This window comes from Paenibacillus naphthalenovorans (assembly GCF_900099895.1).
GTDB lineage: Bacteria > Bacillota > Bacilli > Paenibacillales > NBRC-103111 > Paenibacillus_G > Paenibacillus_G naphthalenovorans.
The window spans coordinates 15,430-38,319 of the sequence record NZ_FNDY01000028.1; the positions used below are offsets into that span (position 1 = coordinate 15,430).

Annotated in this window: 20 protein-coding genes; 18 read left to right on the forward strand and 2 right to left on the reverse strand. The window is 48.2% G+C overall.

Going from position 1 to position 22,890, the window contains the following annotated elements; all coding sequences use genetic code 11:
• The first annotated feature begins 154 nt into the window (after positions 1–154).
• The 15 genes from BLT35_RS20190 to BLT35_RS20260 all read left to right on the forward strand — a co-directional run bounded on the left by BLT35_RS20190 (position 155) and on the right by BLT35_RS20260 (position 16,935).
• On the forward strand, positions 155–931 hold the full coding sequence (locus BLT35_RS20190) for an HpcH/HpaI aldolase family protein (protein ID WP_235594281.1): 777 nt from the start codon (positions 155–157) through the stop codon (positions 929–931).
• A gap of 21 nt (positions 932–952) precedes the next feature.
• Positions 953–1,234: a YciI family protein gene (locus BLT35_RS20195; RefSeq protein WP_054817236.1), complete on the forward strand. Its 282-nt coding sequence runs from the start codon at positions 953–955 to the stop codon at positions 1,232–1,234.
• Positions 1,235–1,318: 84 nt separating this feature from the next.
• The gene (locus tag BLT35_RS20200) at positions 1,319–2,191 is read left to right on the forward strand and encodes an NAD(P)-dependent oxidoreductase (RefSeq protein WP_074729602.1); all 873 of its coding nucleotides are present in this window, start codon (positions 1,319–1,321) and stop codon (positions 2,189–2,191) included.
• Positions 2,192–2,514: 323 nt separating this feature from the next.
• Positions 2,515–4,305: a LytS/YhcK type 5TM receptor domain-containing protein gene (locus BLT35_RS20205; RefSeq protein ID WP_074729603.1), complete on the forward strand. Its 1,791-nt coding sequence runs from the start codon at positions 2,515–2,517 to the stop codon at positions 4,303–4,305.
• The gene (locus BLT35_RS20210; protein WP_074729604.1) at positions 4,265–5,005 is read left to right on the forward strand and encodes a LytR/AlgR family response regulator transcription factor; all 741 of its coding nucleotides are present in this window, start codon (positions 4,265–4,267) and stop codon (positions 5,003–5,005) included. Before BLT35_RS20205 ends, BLT35_RS20210 begins: the two co-directional genes overlap by 41 nt.
• A gap of 100 nt (positions 5,006–5,105) precedes the next feature.
• Complete coding sequence (locus BLT35_RS20215) at positions 5,106–6,098, forward strand: Bug family tripartite tricarboxylate transporter substrate binding protein (protein ID WP_254777634.1); 993 nt, start codon at positions 5,106–5,108, stop codon at positions 6,096–6,098.
• A 131-nt stretch (positions 6,099–6,229) separates the two neighbouring features.
• On the forward strand, positions 6,230–7,261 hold the full coding sequence (locus BLT35_RS20220; RefSeq protein WP_074729606.1) for a Bug family tripartite tricarboxylate transporter substrate binding protein: 1,032 nt from the start codon (positions 6,230–6,232) through the stop codon (positions 7,259–7,261).
• Positions 7,262–7,333: 72 nt separating this feature from the next.
• Positions 7,334–7,783: a tripartite tricarboxylate transporter TctB family protein gene (locus BLT35_RS20225; RefSeq protein WP_054817244.1), complete on the forward strand. Its 450-nt coding sequence runs from the start codon at positions 7,334–7,336 to the stop codon at positions 7,781–7,783.
• A gap of 4 nt (positions 7,784–7,787) precedes the next feature.
• Positions 7,788–9,293 (forward strand): tripartite tricarboxylate transporter permease, encoded by a 1,506-nt coding sequence (locus BLT35_RS20230; protein ID WP_074729607.1) that lies wholly within the window; start codon positions 7,788–7,790, stop codon positions 9,291–9,293.
• A 25-nt stretch (positions 9,294–9,318) separates the two neighbouring features.
• Positions 9,319–10,302, forward strand: a complete 984-nt coding sequence (locus BLT35_RS20235) for a hydroxyacid dehydrogenase (protein WP_074729608.1) — start codon at positions 9,319–9,321, stop codon at positions 10,300–10,302.
• 137 nt (positions 10,303–10,439) lie between these two features.
• Complete coding sequence (locus BLT35_RS20240) at positions 10,440–11,159, forward strand: type 1 glutamine amidotransferase (protein WP_062408266.1); 720 nt, start codon at positions 10,440–10,442, stop codon at positions 11,157–11,159.
• A 357-nt stretch (positions 11,160–11,516) separates the two neighbouring features.
• On the forward strand, positions 11,517–12,245 hold the full coding sequence (locus BLT35_RS20245) for an ABC transporter ATP-binding protein (protein WP_437438537.1): 729 nt from the start codon (positions 11,517–11,519) through the stop codon (positions 12,243–12,245).
• A gap of 326 nt (positions 12,246–12,571) precedes the next feature.
• On the forward strand, positions 12,572–14,143 hold the full coding sequence (locus BLT35_RS20250) for a glycosyltransferase (protein WP_074729609.1): 1,572 nt from the start codon (positions 12,572–12,574) through the stop codon (positions 14,141–14,143).
• 21 nt (positions 14,144–14,164) lie between these two features.
• Positions 14,165–16,669 carry a glycosyltransferase gene (locus BLT35_RS20255; RefSeq protein ID WP_074729610.1) on the forward strand — a complete coding sequence of 835 codons (2,505 nt, stop codon included), beginning with the start codon at positions 14,165–14,167 and terminating at the stop codon, positions 16,667–16,669.
• Positions 16,666–16,935, forward strand: coding sequence for a hypothetical protein (locus tag BLT35_RS20260; RefSeq protein ID WP_074729611.1), 270 nt, complete (start codon positions 16,666–16,668; stop codon positions 16,933–16,935). The genes BLT35_RS20255 and BLT35_RS20260 overlap by 4 nt, the downstream gene beginning before the upstream one ends.
• 98 nt (positions 16,936–17,033) lie before the next feature.
• Here the strand turns inward: BLT35_RS20260 and BLT35_RS20265 are convergent, their stop codons facing one another.
• Both BLT35_RS20265 and BLT35_RS20270 read right to left on the reverse strand, forming a co-directional pair.
• Complete coding sequence (locus BLT35_RS20265) at positions 17,034–17,903, reverse strand: hypothetical protein (RefSeq protein ID WP_074729612.1); 870 nt, start codon at positions 17,901–17,903, stop codon at positions 17,034–17,036.
• Positions 17,893–19,134, reverse strand: a complete 1,242-nt coding sequence (locus tag BLT35_RS20270; RefSeq protein WP_074729613.1) for a glycosyltransferase family 4 protein — start codon at positions 19,132–19,134, stop codon at positions 17,893–17,895. The genes BLT35_RS20265 and BLT35_RS20270 overlap by 11 nt, the downstream gene beginning before the upstream one ends.
• A 516-nt stretch (positions 19,135–19,650) precedes the next feature.
• Between BLT35_RS20270 and BLT35_RS20275 the strand changes: the two genes are divergently transcribed.
• Genes BLT35_RS20275 through BLT35_RS20285 form a run of 3 tightly spaced genes read left to right on the forward strand, consistent with a single transcriptional unit; the run spans position 19,651 to position 22,850 of the window.
• Positions 19,651–20,931 (forward strand): nucleotide sugar dehydrogenase, encoded by a 1,281-nt coding sequence (locus BLT35_RS20275; RefSeq protein ID WP_139170833.1) that lies wholly within the window; start codon positions 19,651–19,653, stop codon positions 20,929–20,931.
• An 18-nt stretch (positions 20,932–20,949) separates the two neighbouring features.
• Entirely contained in the window at positions 20,950–21,933 is a 984-nt protein-coding gene (locus BLT35_RS20280; protein ID WP_062408279.1) for an NAD-dependent epimerase/dehydratase family protein, read from the forward strand.
• Positions 21,930–22,850: an NAD-dependent epimerase/dehydratase family protein gene (locus BLT35_RS20285; RefSeq protein WP_074729615.1), complete on the forward strand. Its 921-nt coding sequence runs from the start codon at positions 21,930–21,932 to the stop codon at positions 22,848–22,850. The genes BLT35_RS20280 and BLT35_RS20285 overlap by 4 nt, the downstream gene beginning before the upstream one ends.
• The last annotated feature ends 40 nt before the right edge of the window (positions 22,851–22,890 follow it).

A 22,890-nucleotide genomic window follows, 5' to 3' on the forward strand; every position in this document is an offset into this window, starting at 1 on the left:
AATTTTGAAAACAGTTTGTCGTCTTTTACATATATTTAGTCACTTTAAATTAGCGGTTTGTCCTGAAAATAGGCCGCTGCCTCTTTCATCAAGTATGATGGCATTACAGAACAAATTAGAGAAGCTGACCATTATGCATTGAGGGAGGGCATGAATGATGCCGAACATGGTGAAACAGAAATTGAAAAACGGACAGTGTGCCACGGGCTGCTTTATCGGGTTTCATTCTCCATCAGTAGTCGAAATACTCGGACATGCAGGTTTTGATTTTGTCGTTATTGACAACGAGCATGGCCCGTTTAGCTGGGGAGAAGTCGAAGAGATGATACGCGCCGCGGAATTGGCCGGAACCGTTCCGATTGTACGGGTGGCTTACGATAAATCCGATATTCAAAAAGCGCTTGACCGCGGTGCGATGGGACTTCATGTTCCGATGGTCAATACGAAGGAAGAAGCGGAAGAAGTTGTGCAAAAAGCAAAATATCCTCCGGTTGGCAGAAGAGGCACGGCCTATTCATGCAGGTCGGCACAATACGGTAAAGGAGGCGGCGCTGCCTATTTGCAGCAGTCCAATGAAGAAATCCTGATCGCCGTACATATTGAAACGCCGGAAGCCGTCGACCATATTGATGAGATTATGAGTGTGCCGGGAATTGACATTTGCTATATCGGTCCAACGGATTTGTCGGTCACGATGGGGTACAGTGCTGAAGGACCGGAGCACCCGGAGGTTCAACAAGCGATGGACCGCGTGATGGCGGCAGGACGGAAGCATGGGGTTACGGTGGGGATTCAGGTGGCGAGCGCGCCGGCTGTGACCCAAAAACAGCAGTGGGGAGCTCCTTATATCGGTATTGCGATTACACCCGTGCTGTATAATGCACTCGGAGAAGTCGTAAAAGCCGGTAATCCGTTAAGCCGATCAAAATAATCCGGAAGGAGATGAGGATGATTGAAATATTTTGCTGTCTTTTTACCGATGCTTAGTCCGGAAAAGAGCCAGGAATACCGTCCGCAGCACCTTGATTATCTGGCGATCAGGCGCAAGGAAGGAAAAATTTTTGCCAATGGCAGATTCTTGGACGGAGCCGGAGGTCTGGTCATTTATAAAGCCGATTCGGAAGAGGAAGTCAGGCATATCGTCCAACAGGACCCTTATGTGATTCACCAGGCAAGAGGTTATGAGATCCATGAATGGGAAATGGTAACGGAGGCGATTCTTCCCGAATCGTAAAAGCTTCTCGCAAGGTCCTATGAACTCCGGTTTATAGGACCCTTTACGTAAGCGTATTCTGAACAAACCACAGGAGGGAAACATATGAAGGTTGCTTTCATCGGGCTCGGGAATATGGGATTGCCCATGTCCAAAAACTTGGTTAAGGCTAATTATGAAGTGTATGGGCTGAATCGCAGCAAGGGCCGCGAGCAGCTCTTTGCCGAGGCCGGGGGGAAGACGGGCTATTCGCTTCCCGAGTTAGCGCGAATTGCTGATGTGATGATGACCTGTTTGCCTTTTCCCGCTGATGTGGAGGAGGTTTTCCTCGGCTCCGACGGGATCGTAGCCAACGGACATGCCGGACAAATCCTGATCGATTTCAGCACGGTATCTCCGGACCTGAACCATAAAATAGAGAAGGAAGCCGCGAAGAAGGGGATAGAGTTTTTGGACGCGCCTGTAAGCGGAGGGAATTTCGGAGCAGAGAGCGGAACATTAAGCATAATGGTCGGCGGGAAAAAGGAAGTATTCCATAAGGTATATCCTTTGTTTGAAGTGCTGGGGAAACAAATTTATCATACCGGACCTGTAGGCAGCGGAACGATTATCAAATTGATCAATCAATACATGGTCGGCGTTCATACGCAAGCAGCCAGCGAAGCGTTCATCATTGGAGAAAAAATGGGCATCGACGGGCCATTGATGTTCGACATCTTAAATGCAAGCTATGCGCAGAGCCGGATTTTTGAGAGACACTACACGAATTTCATTGCCCAAAATCAATTTCAAGCGGGGTTTGCTTTGAAGCTGCTGTTTAAAGATTTGACGCTGGTACAAAAAATGGCCGAAGACAATGATATAAACCTGCCTGTAGGGAAGCCAATCACATCTTTGTTTCAACAGGCAAAAGAAAGCTCACATGGAGATAAGGATATGTCGGCAATGGTTTTATATGTCAAGGAACTCCAGAAGTAATGGAGCATATGGCATTCACTTAACGGATTCTTGTGTTGTTGATGAAGTGCAAGAAAATATCCCCTGAACAGCCCACGTGCCATCGTGGGTTATTTGTTTATTATAAAATCGTTATTGACATCGCACGATCATTAGAATTAATATGAATTCAGATATATCAGTTAAATATCTGATTGACATCTATAAATTTGTAAATTATAGTTCCTCGTAAAGGGACGATCGTTTCCGGAGTTACCTCTACCGTAAATGAGAAATGCTTAGCAGGTTTTATGGAAGCGCTTTATAGGATTCCGATTGGTTACTAGCTAAGGAGGTGATTCATCATGTGGGAATTACTGCGTCAGCTAGCGGAAAACATGGCGATGATTGTAACCATTGCCTTTCTGTTGACCCGGATCAAATCCTTTCACCTTATTTTTCAAAAGGGTTTAAATCAACAAAGTAAACTGATCATTTTTTCGGTATTTTCCTTATTTGGAATTGTAAGCCATTACATAGGAATCCATATCATGACGGATCATCTCGCGCTTACCGCATGGAATTGGGGAACCAGCAATGGTCACTCTTCCATCGCCAACACCAGCCCCGTAGCCACGATCATGGGGGGGCTATTAGGAGGTCCCGTGATCGGTTTGGGAATTGCCCTGGTCATTGGAGGATATCGTTTTCTATATGGCGGATTCGCCGATTGGGCTACGCTGGGTTCATTCCTTATATTAGGGTTACTGGCTGGTTGGGCCGGCGCATATTTGAAGAGAAAAGGTAAAGTGACTCCTTTATCGGCCTTATGGGTGGCGTTGTTCTTAGAACTGATTCATATGGCCATCCTTTTGTTTCTCCCCGAGCCGGATATATTAGCGTTTCAATTGGTACGTTTAATCGCCATTCCCATGATCGTCATTAATTCACTAGGGGTTTGGATTTTTGCGCAAATATTGGAGACCGTTCTAAAGGAAGATGCGAAAGCACGCGCTTTTGAAACGCATAAAGCCTTGTTTATTGCAGACAAAACGCTTCCCTATTTCCGTCAGGGACTTCATGCTTCCTCATGTAGAGAAGCGGCGAAAATCATCCATAGGCAAAGCGGCGCCGACGCTATTGGTATTACGAACCGGTTGGAAATCATTGCCTATGTTGGCGGCGGCGAGGAAGAACTATACGTGTCCCAGCGGATGCATCAATCCTTAATTCGAAACGCGTTGGTGTCCGGCCAGAGGGTCGTTTTTAAGCGCCGGAACAAACAGGAGGAGCAGACATTCCCCTTTGCCATGGTCATCGTTTTGCCTCTTGTGGTCAGCGGAGAACCGATCGCCGCCCTCTTGCTGTACTACAGAAAGGCGCATTCCATGAGTGCTGCGGAGGAAGAGCTGGCTGAAGGATTGAGTAAGCTGTTCTCTACCCAGTTGGAACTGGGTGAGGTAGAGCGGCAGAAAAAGCTGCTTGCCGATGCGGAGATCAAGGCGCTTCAGGCACAGGTTAATCCGCATTTTCTCTTTAATTCCATTAATACGTTAGTTTCCATATGCAGAACCGATGCCATGCTGGCAAGAAAACTGTTGTTGGATTTGGGGACGTTTTTTCGCAGTAATTTACAGGGCGCCAGGCAGTTATTCATTCCGCTGTCGAAAGAACTGGAGCATGTCCAGGCCTATTTAGCCTTAGAGCAGGCCCGTTTTCCGGGACGCTATCGTTTAAATATACAAGTTGAACCCGGACTCGAGGAAACCTTAATTCCTCCTTTCACTCTGCAGCCGCTGGTGGAAAATTCAATCAGCCATGGATTTGCAGGCAGAAGGAAAGGAGGAATGGTGAATATTCAAGTTTACAATGACCAAGGTCATGTAGTGATTGAGGTCAAAGACAATGGAAAAGGAATGGATAAGGAAAGACTGAACCTATTGGGGAAAAAAGCGGTTGATTCTCATAAAGGCACAGGCACTGCATTACATAATATCCATGAACGCCTGCATGGGCTCTACGGAGCCAATGTTTCCATGAAGATTAGCAGTGAGAAGGATAAAGGAACTCAAATTGAACTGCGGTTTCTACGAACAGATGGAGGGGAGTATGGGGATGCTGAGAGCCTACTTGATAGAGGACGAGCCATTTGCTAGGGATGAACTTAAATATTTGCTTGCCAGATTGAGAGAAGTCAAGGTCATAGGAGAATCGGATACGATGGAGGAAGCCGTTTCCGATATTAAACAATTAGAGCCGGATGTGATTTTTTTGGATATATGCCTTGCGGATGGAAGCGGCCTGGAGGTTGCAAAGCAAATTAACAGGCTAAAACGTCCTCCATGGGTTGTGTTTGCTACGGCTTTTCATCAGCATGCATTGGAAGCATTTGAATTGAATGCGATTGATTATATCACCAAGCCATTTATGGAGGATCGGATCGAGCAAACCATTGAGAAAGTCAAAAAGCTGACGGAGCAGCAGAAAGCGGAGGGATCTCTAACCCATTCTAAACCATCTCAAAAGCGTAAAAACAAGCTTGCCGTCTCGCAAGGAGAGCGAATCATTATGGTTGACATGGACAAAATCGTATATATTGGAACAGAAGACCGACAGGTTGTACTGAAATCGGTGGACGCCAGGTTCAAGATTGATGCTCCGTTATATGAGATGACCCATAAGCTGGGAAGCTTCCCTTTTTTGCGTACCCATAGGGGGTATATCGTGAATGCGGACTTTGTAGCAGAAGTGGAACCTTGGTTTAACGGGACGTATAACCTTTTATTGAGTGACGGTTCCAAAGTTCCGGTCAGTCGTTCCTATATCAAGGAAATACGTGAATACTTAGACTTCTAAGCCGGCTATCCCAAAAAAGTTGCACATTGGAGATAGCCTTTTTTCTTAACATTCAGGGATTTCACATAGCAAATATGCGGGAGGGATGTACATCGTGCAAATGGGTAAAAGCTTTCGATCATCTTTGCTTATTCCTGTACTGCTATTAGGGACAACGGCCTGCTCACAAGCTCCGAAGCCTGTGAATGAAATGGTTAAACCGGTTTATCCGCTTAAAAATATAGAAATGGTTGTCGGATATACCGCGGGCGGAGGCACGGATGTCGTGGCTCGTATCGTGGCGAAGACTGCAGAAAAGTATATGCCAAACGGTAAAACCATAAGAGTAACCAATAAACCGGGCGATAGCGGAACGAATGCCCTTGTCGACATTATGCAAGCGAATCCAGATGGATATAAGTTAGGGTCTGTATCCGCAGGCAGCTTGGCGATCCAGCCGAACTACGGTAAAACCCCGTTTGCATCCGACAGCTTTATTCCGATCGCACAGTTTAACTCCGCGCCAAACATCCTTGTAGTTAGGGCCGATGCCCCGTGGAAAAGCTACGATGAATGGTTAGCCTGGGTAAAGCAGCATCCCGGCCAGTTTACCTATGGATCAAGCGGAGCAGGCAATACCCAGCACCTGGCGATGGAAGCTGTTAACATCCTGGAAAGCATCCAAACCAAGCATGTACCCTATGACGGCGCAGCGCTTTCGATCAAAGCTTTGTTGGACGGATATGTGCAGGGAGTGATCGTTCTGTCGCAAGAAGCCAAGCCGCATGTGGATGCCGGCTCGCTGCGCGTACTGGCGAACTTGGGGACGTCCCCGACGAAAGCCTACCCGGATGCCGTGTTTTTGAGGGAAAGAGGATTTATCGGCCTGGACACCTGGTCGGGCGTGGTTGTGGCGAAAGGCACCCCGCAAGAGATCGTGGATACGCTTCGGGATGTGTTTAGGAAAGCGATGAATGATCCGCTGCTCAAAGAAGAATTCAACAACATCGGCCTCGAACCGGCTTATGCGGACAGCAAAGAATTTGCTGAAATCATTGCCCGAACAAGCAAGTTAACCAGAGACGTAGCTAAAGTCATCGGTTTAGTCAAATAGTGGTGATTTTGTCGCCATAATGAATCGTTTAGTTATTTCATATCAACAGTTCGTCTTGAAAATGTGTTGTTACCGCTTTCATTAAGTATGATAAGCCTATAGAGTCTACTACACCATTGAGGAGGGTTTATATGCAAATCGGGAAAAGCTTTTTATTCACGCTGCTCACAGGCGCGCTGGTTTTGGGGTCTGCAGGCTGTTCCAATGCTCCTGAAACAAAACCAACGGGTGCTGAGCAAGCTGCGGAAACACAGAACAAAGAGACCAAAACCGATTTTCCGAAAAAGGATATCGAACTCGTGGTTGGCTTTGCCGCAGGCGGCGGCACAGACGCCGTTGCGCGAATCGTTGCAAACGTTGCCAACAAATACATGCCGGGTGGCAAATCGATTGTCGTATCCAATAAAACGGGAGGCAGCGGAACGATAGCTCTGGCCGATATCCTGCAGTCGAATGCTGACGGGTATAAGATCGGTTCCGTAACGACCGGTAACCTGGCGATTCAACCCAATTACGGCAAAACTCCATTTCAAATAGACGACTTCATTCCTGTTGCGCGATTTAATTCCGCACAAAACCTGTTGGTGGTCAAGGCTGACGCTCCTTGGAAAACGTATGACGAGTGGCTGGATTGGGTGAAGAAAAATCCGGGCAAATTTACCTACGGGACGCCAGGGGCAGGCAATACTCAGCATTTAACGATGGAAGGCATCAATATTCTGGAAGGCATCCAAACCAAGCATGTACCGTTTGACGGTGCGGCGCCTGCACTTACGGCTTTGTTAGGCGGTCATGTGCAGGGGGCGGTCGTTCTGACACAGGAAGCCAAACCGCATGTGGACTCCGGTACGGTGCGCGTACTCGCTAACGCCGGCACAAGCAAAATTGAGGCCTTCAAGGATGCGGTATTCTTAAAGGATAAAGGATTTGTAGGTTTGGACACCTGGTCCGGCGTCGTTGTTCACAAAGACACACCGAAAGAAGTCGTCGATATTCTTCGTGAGGTGTTCAAGAAGGCGATGGCAGATCCATCGATCAAAGAGGAATTCAACCGGATTGGTCTTGAACCAGCCTACGCGGATAGCAAAGAATTTGCCGACATCATTGCTCAAACGAACAAGACGACCGGCGATGTGGCAAAGTCCATTGGTCTAATCAAGTAATTTTCTTAAAGGGCATGTCTGTGCTGCGTGCTGATATGCCCTTATCATCGGCAAAGGAGGTGGTTGATTTTGATGAGACAAAATGCCGGTGTTTGGGCGGCGATCTTCATTTTTCTGTTCGGCTTGATGTTCTTTTGGATGTCTCTTTCGTTTGATTATATGGGGCCGGAGGGGCCTGGACCGGGCCTTCTTCCTTTGTGGCTAAGCGGGCTTCTCATCATTCTCTCGGTGGTTTACATGATGAATTCCATAAAGCATATTACCAGGTTCAAGGATATTTTGCCGAGAGGGAAGGGTTTCATCAATATCGTAACCATCATCGGGTCATTTCTTCTCTTTCTACTAACCGTTAAATCGATTGGCTTTGTGATGGCCGGGACCCTTTTTCTTTTCATTCTGCTGGCAAGAGAGTACCAATGGTACGCCGGCCTTGGGATTTCCATTGGAATTTCGATTATTCTGTTCTGGGTGTTCTGTAAACTGCTGTCTGTGCCGATACCGGTTAATGCCTGGGGGTGGTGATGCCGTGGAACTATTTTCGAATTTGTTCGTTGGTTTTGAACATGCGATTTCCGGATGGAATTTGTTATATTGCTTGGTCGGCGTCACGATAGGGATGCTTGTCGGAGTTATGCCGGGCTTAGGCCCGACGGCAGGTACGGCCATCCTGATTCCGCTTACCTTCGGGTTGGACCCGATGTCGGCGATTATCATGCTTTCCGGAATTTTTTACGGCGCGATGTACGGGGGGACTATCACCTCCGTATTAATTAACACCCCCGGGGAAGCGGCGTCGGTGATTACCTGTCTTGATGGTCATCAAATGGCTAAACAGGGAAGAGCAGGCGTTGCGCTCGGAGTGGCCGGCATAGGCTCCTTTATCGGGGGGACGGCGGCGATTCTGGGACTTGCTTTTGTCGGTCCGCCACTTGCTCATTTCGCGCTGCGTTTCGGTCCGCCTGAATTTTTTGCTTTGATGATGGTAGGATTGTTAATGCTCATCGGTTTGATGGGAAGATCGCTGGTCAAAGGTATGATTGCGGCGATTATTGGACTTCTCCTCTCCCTGATCGGAATGGATCCTGTCTCCGCATCGATTCGCTTTACCTTTGACCAAATGGAATTGTTGAATGGTTTTGATTTTGTTGCCATTGCGATGGGGCTTTTTGGGATTTCGGAGATTTTGCTAAACGCCGAAAACGCCATGAAAGTGGATAAGCCGCCGAAGGTCAAGGGACTGTTCCCAAATAAAGAGGAATGGGCGCCGACGATGAAAGCGATCGGGCGCGGTACAGGGTTAGGTTTTATATTGGGCTTGATCCCGGGCGCTAATGCGGTCATTGCGTCACTGATGTCGTATTCCCTGGAGAAGAAAATGGCGAAAGACCCCACCCGTTTTGGAAAAGGAGCCATTGAGGGTGTGGCAGGACCGGAAACCGCGAACAATGCCTATAGCGGTGCAGCCCTGATTCCGCTCTTTACGCTGGGGATCCCAAGCTCGCCAACAGTTGCCGTCATTTTAGGCGCTTTTATCCTCCACGGCTTGACGCCGGGTCCCCAATTATTCCAGAACAACCCGGATTTCGTCTGGGGAGTCATCGCGAGTATGTTTATAGGTAACCTGATCCTGTTATTTATGAATCTTCCGATGGCCGGAATGTGGGCCAAAATCGCTTTGGTTCCTTATAAGTTATTGTTCCCGATCATTTTGATCATTTCTATTCTGGGTGTGTACAGCGTTAACAACAGCTTATGGGATGTCGGGGTCATGTTTATGTTCGGAATCATCGGCTACTTTATGAAAAAGCTGGATATTCCCATCGCGGCAACCGTATTGACCTTCGTACTCGGAGCGCTGATCGAAACCTCCTTACTTCAATCCCTGGCGATGTCGGAAGGTTCGTTAATGATTTTCTTTGAACGACCGATATCCGCGGTTCTTATGATCGTGGCCCTGGTCGTTCTGGCTGGAAGTATCATCAGTGTGGTGAAGAAGAAAAGGGGAATGCTTGCCAGCGATGTAGAGATGTAAATGAGCAGAGAGGATTTGATAACCCATGAAACGTTATAAAGTGATGGTGGCCCAACCGATCGCCAAGGAAGGATTGGAAAGATTGGAGCAAGCGGGTCTGGAAGTGATTTATCCGGAGCAGCCTGTCGATGACCGCTTGTTGGAGGTTCCGGAAGACTGCGATGCGATTCTCATAAGGACTGCGCAAATTGGCCGTCAGGTGATCGAGCAATGTCCTCAGCTGAAGGTGATTGCCAGACACGGGATCGGGGTGGATAACATCGATATGGCGGCTGCCTCGGAGAAAGGGATATTCGTTACGAACGTTCCCCGGTCTAATACCAACTCTGTAGCCGAGCATGTGGTCGGAATGATGATTGCCCTTGCCCACCATATCGTTAAAGCCGATAAAGAGCTTAGAAAAGGGCGTTTTGAGGTTCGTAACCTTTTTATCGGATCCGAGCTTGCGGGAAAGACGTTAGGATTGATTGGTTACGGCAATATCGGAAGGCTGGTCGTGAACAAATGCACCTCAGGTTTAGGCATGAACGCCATCGTTTATGATCCGTATGTAAAAGAGGTTCATTTGGATGGCGTTCGTCTGGTCGATTCCATTGAGACGATTTTAACGGAATCGGATTTTGTCTCACTTCACCTTCCTTACTTGCCGGAGATGCACCATTTTATTAATGCGGAAGCGTTGAAGAAAATGAAGAATTCAGCTTATCTCATTAACTGTGCAAGAGGCGGACTGGTGGATGAGGAAGCCCTCTATCATGCCATCCAATCGGGTGACATCGCGGGCGCCGGGCTGGATGTATTCGAAGACGAACCTGCGCCGAAGCAGCACCTGTTATGGGAATTGGAGCAAGTGATCGTCACTCCTCATATGGCCGCTCATACGAAAGACGCTTTAATTCGAATGGCTGTAGGAGCCGCAGACGAAATCATTGCCGTATTAAACGGCAAAGAACCGGCCCATTGTGTGAACCGGCATCAACTCAATAGAACAGGTGCTATAAACCAATAAATGACAATACGGCCCGGACGCAGCAAATGATTTAGTAGAATGAGAGGGTAAAACGGGTAGTTATGTCGAAGGATAGATATCTAACTTTTTTAGTGTTATAATACATAACGTAAAATGCACTAAAAAGGGGCGGTTCTATGCGTTTGCTTCTGCTGAAACATTTTTCTTTTGACGATGAGTCATGTTTTGTGACATGGGCATCGACTCATCACGGTTACGTTGAAACTTTTGTGCCCTCTGAAGGCCGCCGTTTCCCCGATGTTTCTTCGTTTGATTTATTAGTTATCCTTGGCGGTCCGATGAGTGCTTATCATGAGCAAAGACATCCCTGGATATCCGCGGAAAAAGCTTTTATCCGAAAAGCTGTTCATCTGAAAAAAATGGTACTGGGTATATGCCTTGGAGCCCAGCTGTTAGCGGAGGTTCTGGGGGGCAAAGTATATAAAAACGAACAAAAAGAAATTGGTTGGCATCCGGTTTTTCGGACAGGTCAATCCCACTTTCTGATGAAGGACTTGCCCGATCGCTTCTATTCCTTTCAATGGCATGGCGATACATTTGAGCTTTCTTCTGAATTACTGCACCTCGCTTATTCGGAGGCATGTCAGAACCAGGCATTTGCTTACGGCGACCGTGTACTTGGTTTACAGTTTCATCTTGAATCCACGCCGAAATGTATTGAAACCATGGTGTCGGAATGGTCTTCTGAATTAATAGACGCTCAGTATATTCAAAATAAGGAGCAGATCAGTCTGCAAACGTACCGGCATAAAGACTCCGAGGCTATGCTTCACAGCATATTGGATAATTTTCATAAGCTTTACTTATTGGAAATGCCGGTTTCAACGACATTATAGTCGCGTGAAGTTTGGGGTGATCGTAAACGGCAGCAGGATGACCGGGTGGCCAAGCCGGAGTCTTTCGGCATCAAAACATACGGGAAGCGAGAGTGGAGCAGTATGCCCCGGCAGCTGCTCCACTTTTTAAACATTAAAGGGACGGTGTGCGGGAGAAGCCTGGCATTGTGATTATATCAGCTCCTATCCCAACATCGTTTAGTATATTGACAAAAAAAGATAAGAACCCGTATGCTCTTTATGTGTAATAATTACTATTGATTGAGATTTCAGTTTCTTCATCAAATGAAGCATAGGAGGTATCCGATATGCATAATTATTACGTTTTATAATCGTAATAATTACATAAATATCTTTGTGTTAAAGGTAGCGGCTTTACATCAAGTTTCCCTGCAAATAGGAGAAGGGGAGTGTCTTGGCGTGGTCGGCGAAAGCGGCAGCGGTAAAAGTACACTGGGAAGGCTGCTGCTTGCTTTGGACAAACCCGACCGCGGAGATATCCGATTCCAGGGGGTATCCCTTGCCGGTCTTCAAGGAAAAGCCATGCGCAGGATGAGAAAGCATATTCAAGTCGTGTTTCAGGACCCGACGGCTTCGCTGAACCCGCGGCTTCCCGTCTGGCGTTCCATCATGGAGCCGCTTGATAATTTCCCTGAGGTGATCCCGCCGTTTCTGGCCGATGTAAGGCACTCCGGACCAGAAACGGCGGCCAAGCTGTTGGAGATGGTCGGTCTGTCCGGAAATTACTTGGAGCGGTATCCGCATGAGATGAGCGGCGGGCAAAAACAGCGCGTGGCGATAGCCCGCGGGATCAGTTTGAATCCCAAGCTGCTGATTTGCGATGAGCCGACCTCCAGCCTGGATGTATCTGTACAAGCCCAAATCTTGAAGCTGCTGAAAAGCTTGCAAACCAGGCTCGGCATGTCCATTTTGTTTATTTCCCACGATCTCACGGCCGTCCGCATGATCAGTAACCGGATTATCGTGATGAAAGCCGGACAAATCGTAGATCAGTTTCAAGCTGACCAAATATTGCACGAAGAGCGGCATGAATACACGAAGCTGTTCATTCGCGCTGCGGGTTAGCAGAAAAAATCGTCGTCGGCGGCGGCAGATGAAAAACGGCGTTTTCGTTTCCTCTTCTGGGCGGAGATGCCGGATAGGATGGCCGCAGCTGGAGGAGTATGAATTGTCCCGGTTGTAACGCAAACCAATTTTAGAAAAACTCAGCCGCTATCTATAGCATGTCTTCACCTGCAATCATAGTCTGTTCTATGAGGCCAATTCTATTCTATGTCGATGCGCGCTAGATCGTAATGCCGGAAAGATCAGGAAACGGAAAGAAACGTTTGGATTGCCTAGATGGCAAAAAATCACTCCGCCAACGGTACGGCGAGGGGAGAAACTGTGATATGAAAATATTAATCGCGACATACTGGCATCTGCCGCATGTCGGCGGAGTATCCACATATGTGACCATCCTTGCCAAATGTCTTGAACAAGCCGGTCATGAAGTGGACATCCTTGCCCAGCATCCTGATATGACTCATTACTATTTTTTGAACAATAGTCTAACCTTCAAAAAAAGCTCTCTCATCCGGCAGGCTCAGCCTATCGTTTTGAGCCATTACGAGGAAAGCCCGGCGATGCTTACCCCATGGATGTTTCGGCGGGAATGCGAGAAATATGCGTTCCAGCTGGCGTGCCTGCAAACCCGGCTTGACCATTATGACGTGATTCATACGCAGGATATTTATTCGACGCTTGTCCTGAGCAGAGTAAAGCCGGCCAACATCCCTCTGGTCGCGACGATTCACGGCTGCCTGACGACCGAGTGGGTAGAAAATAACGAGGCCCGTTATCTTTCGATGATCGAGCGGGAGTATTTGGCTTTAGAAGAGTATTTTGGCTGCATGTCTCCGGATTCCTTGATCTTGCCGAGCCGCTGGCTTGTTGACCGACTGTCCTCGTTCCACATTTCCCATGCGAATACGCATATCATCCCTTATGGTATTGATCAACATGCCTTTCAACGTTCTCAGCCTGCCCGTTTGAAAATAAATGTCACATCCAGGGAACCTCAACCCATCATTATCGCCTGTCCCGCCCGCTTAGTTGCCATTAAAGGTCAAACATATCTCCTCGAGGCGATGGCCTTGCTTGTGCGCAAACGGAAAGGCGTCGTCTGCTGGCTCATTGGAGACGGCCTCATGAAGGAGGATTTGGAGAAACAGATCCATCAACTCGGCATTCATGAACATGTAAAGCTCCTGGGCAAGCGTTCCGATGTGCCGGAGCTCCTGGCATCCGCCGACATTGTCGTGCTTCCTTCATTGCAGGATAATCTCCCGTTTTCCATTATAGAGGCGCAAAGTGCAGGGAAGCCGGTGGTGGCCTCCAGAGTAGGCGGCATCGCAGAAATGATTGAAGACGGCAATAACGGATTTTTCGTGAGCCCCCGGAATGCGTATGAACTGTATGAAAAGCTTCTTCTTCTGGTAGAAGACGGCGCTTTACGTGAGCGATTGTCAAACGCAGCCAAAGCATTTGCTCATAAGGTATGGAATGATCAGGTGATGACCGAACGTACGTTCCAGGTGTATCAAGAAGCGATCAGCAACAATAAAGCAATGGAATGGAAAGAGGATTTTATCAACCGATTAACCGTCCGTTTCCGGGAGTTATTCGATACGGAGCGGGAGCTACCGGTTCCATCCGTTACGACCGTGAAAGGAAACGTTGTTGTTCAAACCGATCCTCTCCGCGGAGTTCCTGGCGCCCATGTCCATTTGATCGATATGTCCGGGGTTGTTCTCCGCAGCGCTCAAACCAATCACAACGGACATTTTTGGTTTCCTGACGTACAACCGGGCAATTATGCATTGGTTTGCTCTGCGGCAAATCTTGGCAGCAGAACGGTAAAAACAGCCGTTTCGACCGAGGAGCCGATTTCGGTCGAAATCGTACTTCCGGGTAAACCATAATCACATTTGGAGGGATAAGGGTTGAGCAATCAGAAGCCATTTTATTTATGGAAGCAGTTAGAAGGTGAAAGAGAGCATGACCGATTCGGACATCGGATCGTTTCGGGAGATATTAACGGAGACGGCCACGATGAATGGATTATTGCGGCAAGCACGGCGACACATATCGAGGATGAATACGGAGTGAATCCGATCCCCCATTATTATACGGGAAAGCTGTACGTGTACTCGCAGGAATTAAGGCTTTTGTTTATTTTAAAAGGGGAGAAGTACGGGGAGTGCTTCGGCTCTTCTGTTGCGTTGGCGGACATGAATGGCGACGGCATATGCGAGATTATTGTCGGCGCGCCGCGGTCAAGCTCCGGTTCCCGGATCGAGTGCGGTACGGTATCGGTTTTTTCCGGCAGAACGGGAGAATTGCTTGACCGATGGGATGGCCAAGAAGATTACGCCAGGCTCGGAACGGCCATCACGATTCTGGATTGGAACGGCGATGGGGTGCCGGATATCGCAGTCTCGTCCCATTACATGGATCCCGACGGCTTGGAACGAAACGGGAGGGTTACGATATTTTCAGGTGCCGACAAGAGCGTTCTGGCGCAATTTACAGGAGTGGAGCGGGAGGGCTTGGGCTTTGCGCTCGCATCAGGAGACGTTAACGGAGATGGGAGGGACGAGATCGTGATCGGCGCCCCCCGCTTTTCAAAAGCCGGAGCGGAGCGAACGGGAAGAGTTCTTATCTATTCCCAGGACAAGGGTTTACTGTACGAGTCCGCGGGGCGACGCTCCTATGATGAATTCGGATACTACGTTTCCGTATACGATATGGATGGAGACGGAGCGCAAGAGGTGATCGTGGGTTCGCCCAAGGCAAGCGGTGAAGAAGTAAGATGCGGAACGATCACGATAATTTCCGTCTATCAAAACAAAATACTGTTGGAAAAGGAAGGCTGGTTCGGGCTTCAGGAACTGGGATTAAGCGTTTTTCCTCTAGTCGATCGAACAACCGGCACTCCGATGGTACTGGCCGGAGCCCGAGCCGGGAGTAGCTATGTATTGAATATGGGCGGAGAGGTCGTTCATGAGTTTAACGGCAGCGAAGCCGAAGTATTTGGTTATTCGGTTTCGAACACACGCAATCATGAAGGGGCTTGGATCGCAATCGGCGCCATTTCCGGTATGAATCAAAAAAAATTTATGTCAGGCTGCGTTTATTTCATGTCTTCCGTACCTCCCATTGAACCAAGCCGGGAAGCTCCAATCCTCGTTCCGGTGACTCCGACATCCAATAGCTTCGGGGATCAAGCCGGGAAAAAAATATTATTGGCCACGTACTGGTATCTGCCCCATGTGGGGGGCGTAGACGTGTACGTTCGACTATTGAAGGAACAATTAGAGCGGGCAGGTCATCAGGTGGACGTGCTGGCGCATCATCCGGATATGGCGCATTATTACCTGGTGAATGGAGGGGAAATGGTTGAAAAATGGCCGATTAAATCGGTCATTTACGATAAGGTGATGCGATTCTTCCAACGTTTCCTGTCCCATGTAGACCCCTGGATCCGCTATCGTGAAATTGAGCGTTACTGCTTCGAGGTGGCAGCATCGCTGTTTGATTTAAAGCAGTATGACGTGATTCATACGCAGGATATCATTTCAACTCGTGCGTTATCCAGAGTTAAACCGCCCTCAACCGCTTTGGTGGCTACGATTCACGGTCTGCTGGCCAAGGAGCATTTGATATCGGGTGAAATCAGAAGTAAAGAAAGTTTAGCCTGGAAATATGCATCGGATGAAGAGTATTACGGGTGCATCTCTGCGGATTCCACGATTGTACCTACCCATTGGCTGCGCAGGGAATTGGCTCAATTCGGCGTACCGCCGCAAATGCTGACGGTCATCCCCTACGGGATGGATACTCAAGCGTTCGAAGACCGGCTCAAGCAGCCTTTTACCGGGCAGGCGGACAAGAAGGGGGCGTTTACGATCAGCTGTATAGCAAGGCTTGTTCCTGTGAAAGGGCACCGTATACTGCTGGGCGCTTTGCGCAGATTAACTTCGGATCCGTCCTGGCATTGCTGGCTCATCGGAGACGGACCATTGCACAATGATATTCAACAGTTGATTATAGACTACGCATTGACGGAGCGGGTAACGCTGCTTGGAGATCAGACCAACGTACCTTATCTCCTGAACCAATCGGACCTTATGGTGCTGCCTTCCCTTCAGGATAATTTGCCGTTTTCCATAATGGAGGCGCAGTTGTCAGGCGTTCCCATCGTGGCTTCCAATGCCGGCGGTATTCCGGAAATGATCCAACATGAAAAAACAGGACTGTTATTCGAGGTGGATCAAGAAGAGGAGCTGGCCCACCGGTTGGTCAGCATGATGAACGATCCGCTATTGAGGGAGAGTCTTGCTGCGCAAGCAAAAGAATGGGCGCTGAAGCAATGGTCTTCCGTTACCTTAATCGAACGGACAATGGCGGTATACGATGAAGCCCTGAAGAAGGTGAAGAAATCATGATTTTTTCTTTTGACTTCTATGATCATTATAACCCGCAGCTATGGTCGAAGTTGGAAGAAACACTGCCTGCAGATTATACTTTGCTGGATCCCTCGTTCCTCCAATCGCTCGAACCGACGATGCCGGTCGAATCTTTCATCGAAAACTGCGGCATTCCCGGGCCGTGGGACGGGGAGGAGACTTTCTGGATATCTGTTTTGGAGAGGCTCCCGCAAACCTACTCCATTCCCGACCTGACCCTTTTAAAAAGGTTGTTTGAAAGTTAGCGGAAGTCAAGCCGGATATGTTCACAGAATATCCGGCTTGATTTCTGTTTTGGGCAAATAATGCCGATCTTGCTGAACCCTCTTTGCCTCGTAAACCGTTATTTGTCTGCATCATTTTTTTGTTCATTTGCTCCGCCGGCGTCAGCGGAGGGCAGATCCACTGCGGTCGATATTGGCCCCTCTGAAAGTAAGTCAATTAAAGGAGGTTCCACCATTCCTTCCACAGAGACATCATTTTCTATCGCTGTCGTTCGTAAGGAAGACTGCTTCTCCGCAGAACTGATCTGCTCCGCCGGCAGGGACAATCTTTTAACAAAATCAGAATCCGGAATCGAATAGTTGCTAGGCATGTTTGCGACGATCGAATCCCACAATTCGTGGTTTACCTGGATATTGTTCGAGGTGTCTACCTCAAACGAAAACAGGGAGTTGTATTGATCCGCGGGTGCGAGCGCACCGGATGAAAACTCTTCGGCCGGCCAGACCGGAGAAACGGGGATGCTTACCGTGTCTCCTGCAACTAACTGAAGATCTTTGCCCGGCTGCCTGCTGAATAATTTCCTTTTCTTCATCTGTCTTTTTCTCGCCGCTTTTCGGAGCAATCTCATTTTCGTCGTCCATTTTCTTTGTTTAACACGTTTGGAGCCCAACTTTTTTCTGGCCGCTAATTTTTTCTTGAGCCGCATGATTTTACGTTTATTTCGTATTTTCTTGTTTTCTGCTGCCGAACTTTTCCTCAATTTTGTCACCGTGTTCAGCTTGCGTTTTCTTAGTAATATCTTTTTCACATCTGCTATTTTTTTCCTCGATAGGAGTTTGGCTTTGCGTCTTTTTGAGACGGATACTTTATACACCGAAGCTTTATTTTTCAGTTCCTTCAAAATTTTCATCAGCCTGTTTTGACTGATGATGGCTTTGAGCTTTCTGCTTAACAGATTCCGGTGACTTACTCTCACTTTATCGCCCAATATGAGTACCTCCTCGCCGTACAATTCTTTTGGATACTATGGATTCGTAAGCATCGAATGTCTGCTCCATCATCTTTTCTATAGACCAGTGATACAACGCCCATTGTTTGGCCTGTTCGCCCAACCGCCTCCGGATCAGATCATCCTCAAGAACGCGTAAAAGGTTTCGATACATAGCTTGGCTTTGGCCTGCGGGGGAAACTAAACCGGTTTTACCGTGCTCGACCATTTCCGGAATGCCGCCGGCATCGGAAACAACAACGGCTTTTCCTGCAACCTGAGCTTCCATGACCGAGAAAGGCAGGTTATCCTGCAAGCTGGGAAGAACAAAAACTTGCGACTGTTTAAGCAGAGCAGGCACATCGGATCTTGCTCCCAAAAACAGGACGTGCTCCTGCAAATTCAAGTTTAGGCACTGCTGCATCAAATCGCCGCGCAGCTCTCCATCCCCCACAAGCCAGCATACCCAATCGCTTCTTTTCTGTTTCAGCAGGGACAGTGCTTCGAGCAAATGCTTGTGCCCTTTCACGGGAACGAGTCGGGCGGGGCATATGAGCACTTTTTTATCCGGCGGGTTTTTTAAGGTTGTTCCTTGTTCCATCTTTCCCTGAAATGCGCGAATATCCATACCGTACGGGATGACCTTCATATGATTTTTCGGAACCTTGAACTCCGAAATGTTCAAATTTCTGAGCCATCTGGTTGGAACGATCGTCATATCGCTCGAGACGGCTCCATAATATTCCTCAGCGGATGCGTATTTCCATGGCAGCGTGTTTTTTCCGGTAACTTCCCCGGAATAAATAAACTCTTTAGCGAGGCACCCGTGAATCGTTGCAATCAAAGGAGTGCCTTTGGGTTTGACTCGCCACAGCGCTTTGGTCGATACGATATCCTGCGTATGGATCAGATCGTATTTTTTTAGACCAAAGGAAACGGCTGCCGTTTCAAAGCAATATCTCTCGATTTCTCTCCAGCGGATCCAGGGATCGACGTGGGCCATTTTTTGCTCATAATAGGTGTACACTTTTTCGTAAACAAACTCTTTAATTTTAAATTTCTCCAGCGTTCGGCCATTATTCGGCATATAATACTTTTCCATGTCAGGATAGTGAGCGAATACGTCCACTTCGTGCCCCATCTTTTCCAGCTCATTCTTTAAAATATCCACATAAGTGGAAACACCACCTACGTGAGGTAAATAAAAATAGGTGCTTAACAGTATTTTCATATCCTCATCCCTTCCTTATCGGCCCTCGGATTCATTGTATGCTCCGTCTCGCAATGCTGTAAGGTATAAACAACCATTTTAATAGGCTATCAACCTCATGCATGATCTGCTTTTAGGTAGATTGGAAGCCTATAACAGGCGGTTTTAGGGGTATTCTACTATATTTCGGCAATCTGGATATTAATCTATGACACATCAAAGATCCTAAACTCACGATAGGGCAACCAGCGGGAAAAGGGGATTGGACAATAAAAAAAGCGGGAGTTCATTCGGTCCATGGTCATTCTACTATTTTTCTCCTTATGGGGTATCAATCTATGACGCATAAAAGATCTCCAGCGTATGATATGGTAACTTAGCAGAAAAGGAGGGAGGACAATGGAAAAAACAGGAAACCATTCGATCCATAGTCATTCTACTATTTTTCCTCATATGGAATATCACTCTATAACGTTTAAAAAATCTCAAGCGTACAATAAAATTATTCACGATTTACGATAAAAGGGGGTGGAGAGAGTGAATGCAGCGGGAAAGCATACCATTGCGATTCTTGGTTTGGGATATGTCGGACTTCCGCTCGCCCAATTATTTCTTCAGAATGGACATGTTGTCTATGGAATTGATGTGGATGCGAGAAAGGTTCATAAGCTTGTCAACAGGCAGAGCTACTTATCCGATTTTACAACAAAAGATATTAGAACCATGTTTTCTGCCAATAAATTCCATGTCAGCACTTCCTTTAGCGAGGTAAGTCATGCCGATGCCATTATTATTTGTGTCCCTACTCCTTTGGATAAAGACTTCAATCCGGATTTGACCTATGTCAGGGAGGCCATCAATGGAATACTGCCGCATTTGCATGAAGGACAGCTGATCGTATTGGAAAGCTCGACCTTTCCGGGGACTACGGAAGAAGAACTTCAACCGTTAATTGAATCAACGGGGCTGAAGGTCGGAAAGCATGTGTATCTGGCCTATTCTCCCGAACGTATCGATCCGGGCGCCCAAAGGATGCAGATGCGTGAAATACCGAAGGTTCTCGGAGGGGTTTCCGAGAAATGCACGGCTTTGGGCAAAGCGGTGTATGAGAGCATATTCGACCGTGTCGTGATCGTTTCCTCGCCCAAGGTAGCCGAATTAACCAAAATACTCGAAAACTGTCAGCGTTTGATTAATATTTCTTTTATGAACGAATTGGCCATGATGTCCGAGAAGCTGGGGATCAATCTCTGGGAGGCCATCGAAGCCGCAAGCACGAAGCCGTACGGCTTTACCCCGTATTATCCGGGTCCGGGGATTGGCGGACACTGTATACCCGTAGACCCGCTTTATTTGAAATGGAGAGCGAAGCAATTCGATGTCGATTTGAGATTTATTGATTTGGCCCATCAGATTAACGAACACATGCCGGCGTATGTCGTACAGCGAGTGCAGCAATGTTTGTCTGCCAAGAAGCCCCTTCACGAAAATAAAGTTCTTGTTCTCGGCGTCACGTATAAAAAAGACGTTAATGATCTTCGCGAGTCTACTGCGATTCCCATCATACAGCAGCTTTTGGAGCTTGGGATAAAAGTAAACTTCCATGATCCGTATATCGATGAAATTCAAGCAGGCGACCACAGGCTCAAACGGGTTTCGCTTACGAAGAGAAACATTCAGCAGCATGACTGCGTGCTCATCCTTACGGATCACTCCCGCATTCCTTACGAGACGTTGGCGGCCAATGCGTGGCTTGTGATCGATACGCGCAACGCTACCAAACAGGTAAAGGATCGCGACAATATCGTTTTAATCTAAGGTCCAAGGAGGTACCAAATGAACATTCTTGTAACAGGAGGAGCCGGTTTTATCGGATCCCATCTGGTGGAGCGGCTTATTGCATCGGGGCACCGCTTGTGGACCTTGGATGATATGTCCGCCGGTCAGAGCGGATTTCTGGATAAGGCTGCGGAGAGCGGCCAACATACGATGGTGCACGGTTCAGTGACGGATAAAGACCTGCTTCGGGAGCTCATGCGGCATTGCGATACGGTGTTCCATCTGGCGGCCGTCCTCGGTGTGAAAAATACGGTCGAAAATCCGCTCAAGGTCATCGAAGGCAATATCGACGGAACCCGCAACGTCCTGGAGCTTGCTCATGAAAAAAAAATGAAGGTGGTGTTTGCGTCCACCTCGGAAATTTACGGCAAAAACGATAACCTCCCTTTCCGGGAAGATTCGGATCGTGTCCTCGGATCTCCGTCGATTCACCGTTGGTGTTATGCGACCGCTAAAGCGATCGACGAGCATCTGTGCTTTGCTTATGCGGAAATGGGACTTCCGGTTGCGGTGGTAAGGTATTTTAACGCGTATGGACCCAGGCAGGTCTCCTCGCAATATGGCGGGGTCGTACCGCGTTTTATCAAGGCGGCGTTAACCAACAGCCCCATCAAGGTGTACGGTGACGGAAAGCAAACGCGCTGCTTCACCTACGTCGGGGATACGGTTGCCGGAACGATCGCAGCTATGGATTCCAAGGCCGACGGGTTGGCATTTAATCTCGGCTCCGCAAATCCCATTTCCATTCTGGACTTGGCGCACAAAATCCGCGATCTGGCGGGTTCATCCTCGCCGATACTATTCGAGTCCTATGAGAAGGCGTACGGCGTCGGCTATGAAGATATGCGGGCACGGATTCCCGATCTGACTCGCTCCAAACGCATTCTCCGGTATGAGCCAACGGTTACGCTGGATGAAGGGCTGCGGCTTACCATCGATTGGTATAGACAACAACAAGACAAAGCCGTGAACGGGACATGAAGGCTCTCGTCACCGGCGGTGCCGGATTCATCGGATCTCATCTGGCTGAAGCTCTTGCAGCGAAAGGAATCACCGTGCATGTGATCGACAACTTGTCCACGGGAAACTCGCAATATGTCCCGGACGGAGCGATATGGCATCAGGTGGATATCATAAGCAAGGAAGCCGAACAACTCATCCTTAGAGAGCGTCCGGATATCGTGTTCCATCAAGCCGCTCAGGTTGATGTGCAGCGTTCCGTAGCCGATCCCGGCTACGATGCCTCCATCAATATTGCAGGAACGGCCAATATCCTGCAGGCCTGCGCGAAAGCATCGGTGAAGAAAGTCGTCTATGCTTCATCCTGTGCGGTGTACGGAGATTTGAATGTATCCTTGATCGATGAGAATCACCCTGCGCAGCCCATTTCCTTCTACGGCATTTCCAAATGGGCACCCGAATTGTATCTTCAAGTATTTCATCAGCTGTACGGATTAAAGTACACGATTTTAAGATACGCGAACGTCTACGGTCCCAGGCAAACCCCCAAAGGGGAAGGAGGCGTAGTAGCGATATTTTTTGATCGGATTAAACGGGGATTGCCCCTGAACATTTTTGGGGATGGAGAGCAGACGCGCGACTTTGTTTATGTGAAGGATGTTGTCAGTGCCAATCTTGCGGCCATAGAAAGAGGCGACCGGCAAATCATTCATGTCGGCACCTCTGTTCCCACCTCAATAAACGAGCTGGTCTTCATGCTGCGTAAAATCCACCACGAGAAGTTTTCGGTCGTTTATACGCACGAGAGGGCGGGGGATATCAAGCACAGCTGCCTGAACCATGCGAAGGCGGGAAGCCTGCTGAATTGGAAGCCCCTGTACGATCTTTTTCAAGGACTTTATGAGACTTATCAACTGAGTAAGGATGAATCGGTCTGAGGAAAAGCCCGGCAAACCTCTTATTGTAATGGCCAGGCGA